Source organism: Thalassobacterium maritimum (genome assembly GCF_031127805.1).
GTDB lineage: Bacteria > Verrucomicrobiota > Verrucomicrobiia > Opitutales > Coraliomargaritaceae > Thalassobacterium > Thalassobacterium maritimum.
Genome location: NZ_JARXHW010000119.1, coordinates 1 through 2,033, shown reverse-complemented (window position 1 = coordinate 2,033; position 2,033 = coordinate 1). Strand labels below are relative to the sequence as shown.

The 2,033-nt window shown below is 43.2% G+C and carries 3 protein-coding genes; all 3 read right to left on the bottom strand.

Annotated features, from left to right (window positions below; genetic code table 11):
* Window positions 1-182 precede the first annotated feature (182 nt).
* Window positions 183-551, bottom strand: a complete 369-nt coding sequence (locus QEH52_RS19420) for a hypothetical protein (RefSeq protein ID WP_308952616.1) — start codon at window positions 549-551, stop codon at window positions 183-185.
* Between the two features lie 387 nt (window positions 552-938).
* Window positions 939-1,409, bottom strand: coding sequence for a hypothetical protein (locus QEH52_RS19415; protein ID WP_308952615.1), 471 nt, complete (start codon window positions 1,407-1,409; stop codon window positions 939-941).
* 39 nt (window positions 1,410-1,448) lie between these two features.
* Window positions 1,449-1,922 carry a hypothetical protein gene (locus tag QEH52_RS19410; protein WP_308952614.1) on the bottom strand — a complete coding sequence of 158 codons (474 nt, stop codon included), beginning with the start codon at window positions 1,920-1,922 and terminating at the stop codon, window positions 1,449-1,451.
* Window positions 1,923-2,033 lie beyond the last annotated feature (111 nt).

Here is a 2,033-nt window from a genome sequence, read left to right as displayed (position 1 = left end):
ACTCATTCAATTTTTCTAAAATTCTCTTTTATTTGACGTTAGCGCAAGAGTGAAGTGATTCAATATGATTCATTTCATCTTCTGCATATCGTAGAGGACAGGCAACCCGCCAGTGGGGATCGTAGTCCTGTTGATTTTTAGAGTTTTACGGGCGGCTAATCGGGTTGTCCTGCTCCGACTGGTTAGCTGATCGGGTTGTAGTTAATAGAGATTTCATCTCCGTTTGAAAGTGTGGCCGAAAGTGTGCTGTCATTCCTTCGAATAATATCTGGGTAGATCACACTACTATCTATCTTAATCAATGGCATGTCTTCTTTGGTTTTAATTAATTGATCCAATCTGATCGAGTCCACTTTTGCTTCAAGAAAGTATTGATCGGCTAGACTGGCAATTATTCTCAAATTGTTGGTAACCGTCTTCTCTAGAACCGTTTCGCTGATTTCTTTCTGCATTTTTTCTAATTCGCGCTTACCTGAGTTTTGTAAAAGGATGACGGACAAAATAGTCAAAAATATTGCGACTAAAAAACCGATGGTGTCTTTCGTTTTCATTTTAGCTAACGCGGAGACCAGACACCCAGCCTGAGGGTTTAGTCGTCCTGTTGATTTTTAGAGTTTTACGGGCGGGTTAAATGGGTTGTCCGTGTCGTCTGGATCAGGACTCGAATGTGTAGGATGCCCAGACCGCTCAACTGCACTCACGCTTCCCGCTTCGCTCCTAAGCTCGCAGAACACGGCTGCTTTTCCAGTCCCGACCTTGTCGGGAGAGACCGCTTATTTTACGCTTATGATGAGGTTTCATTTTTCGTTCTTAGCGTCGGGTTGGATAAGCGGTCATTAGCGGTGATAAGCGGTTAAAAAATACGTCTGTTTGGATTTCCTTTTTTAATTTCATTCCCTGAACGTCGAGCATGAGCGATGGCGCGATAGCGACATTGCTCAATGCGATTGGTTATCTATGCTTTCAAGTTGTGATGGAACTTCAGTGATGTCGATAAAGGAGCTATCGCTTTTGAACTCTAATTTAGGATGGTCGGCAGGAGTTTCGATTATGGTAAAACGGTGCCCTGTTAGGCCAATACGGTAAATGAAATCTTTTGCTTCTTCTTTCTTTATCTGGATTTCTACAAGTTTTCCTGACTCATCTATGGTGGTCACCTGGTAGGGGTGACTTGCAGTGAAAGTTCTCTTTTCTTCATTATGCTCTTTTTTGTAGATAAAGACCTTTGTGTCGCCAACCGTAAGGTAGAAGTCGAAGGTTGTGCTAGTCGCTTCTTTTGGGGGATGTGTGACAATAGCTAGACCTTCTTTGTAACCTCCGGGTGCTAGAAAGTTAGAGATGATTATTTCACCATTAGAAACCGCTAGGCATGCAAGCCAAAGGCTGATGATCGTAAAATGAAATTTCATTCTGATAACGTCGAGGATGAGCGACGGCGTAGCCGTTGCTCACTCCGTCTGGTTAGCTCCATTTTCTATAAGTGCTATAAGTTCTTCAATTACGTGTCCGTTCTCGGGAAGATAGAACATCGTGCAATTGAATGGTTGCTGCCCAGCGGTCTTAAATCTCGCATATTCTGGGTTCGCAAGACCATCTACTATTACTTCCTTATTCTCTTCACAGAACTTCATCCAAAGCTTCACGATTTCTGGTGAGTAGGGGACATTGGGGAATATCAATTCTACTTTTTCTATTTCCTTTTCAGAGACTAAAAAGTGCAAGCTCGGCGTATGGTTCACGGGGATGTCATACATGATTAGCCCGCTGTCTTTCTGTGTGGTTCCTTCCCCCGGATTCTGAACCCACTCACGATATTCATTAACGATACTCCAATGTGCATATACTTCATTCTTTTTGAATGCCGTCTTTCCAATAAAAATGCCAATGCCAAGAGCGATGAGGCTGACTAGGAAGTATTTCATTTTCTTAGCTAACGTTGAGACCAGACACCCAGCCTGTGGGCTCAGTCTTCCTGTTGATTTTTAGAGTTTTACGGGCGGGTTAAATGGGTTGTCTGTGTCGTCTGGATCAGG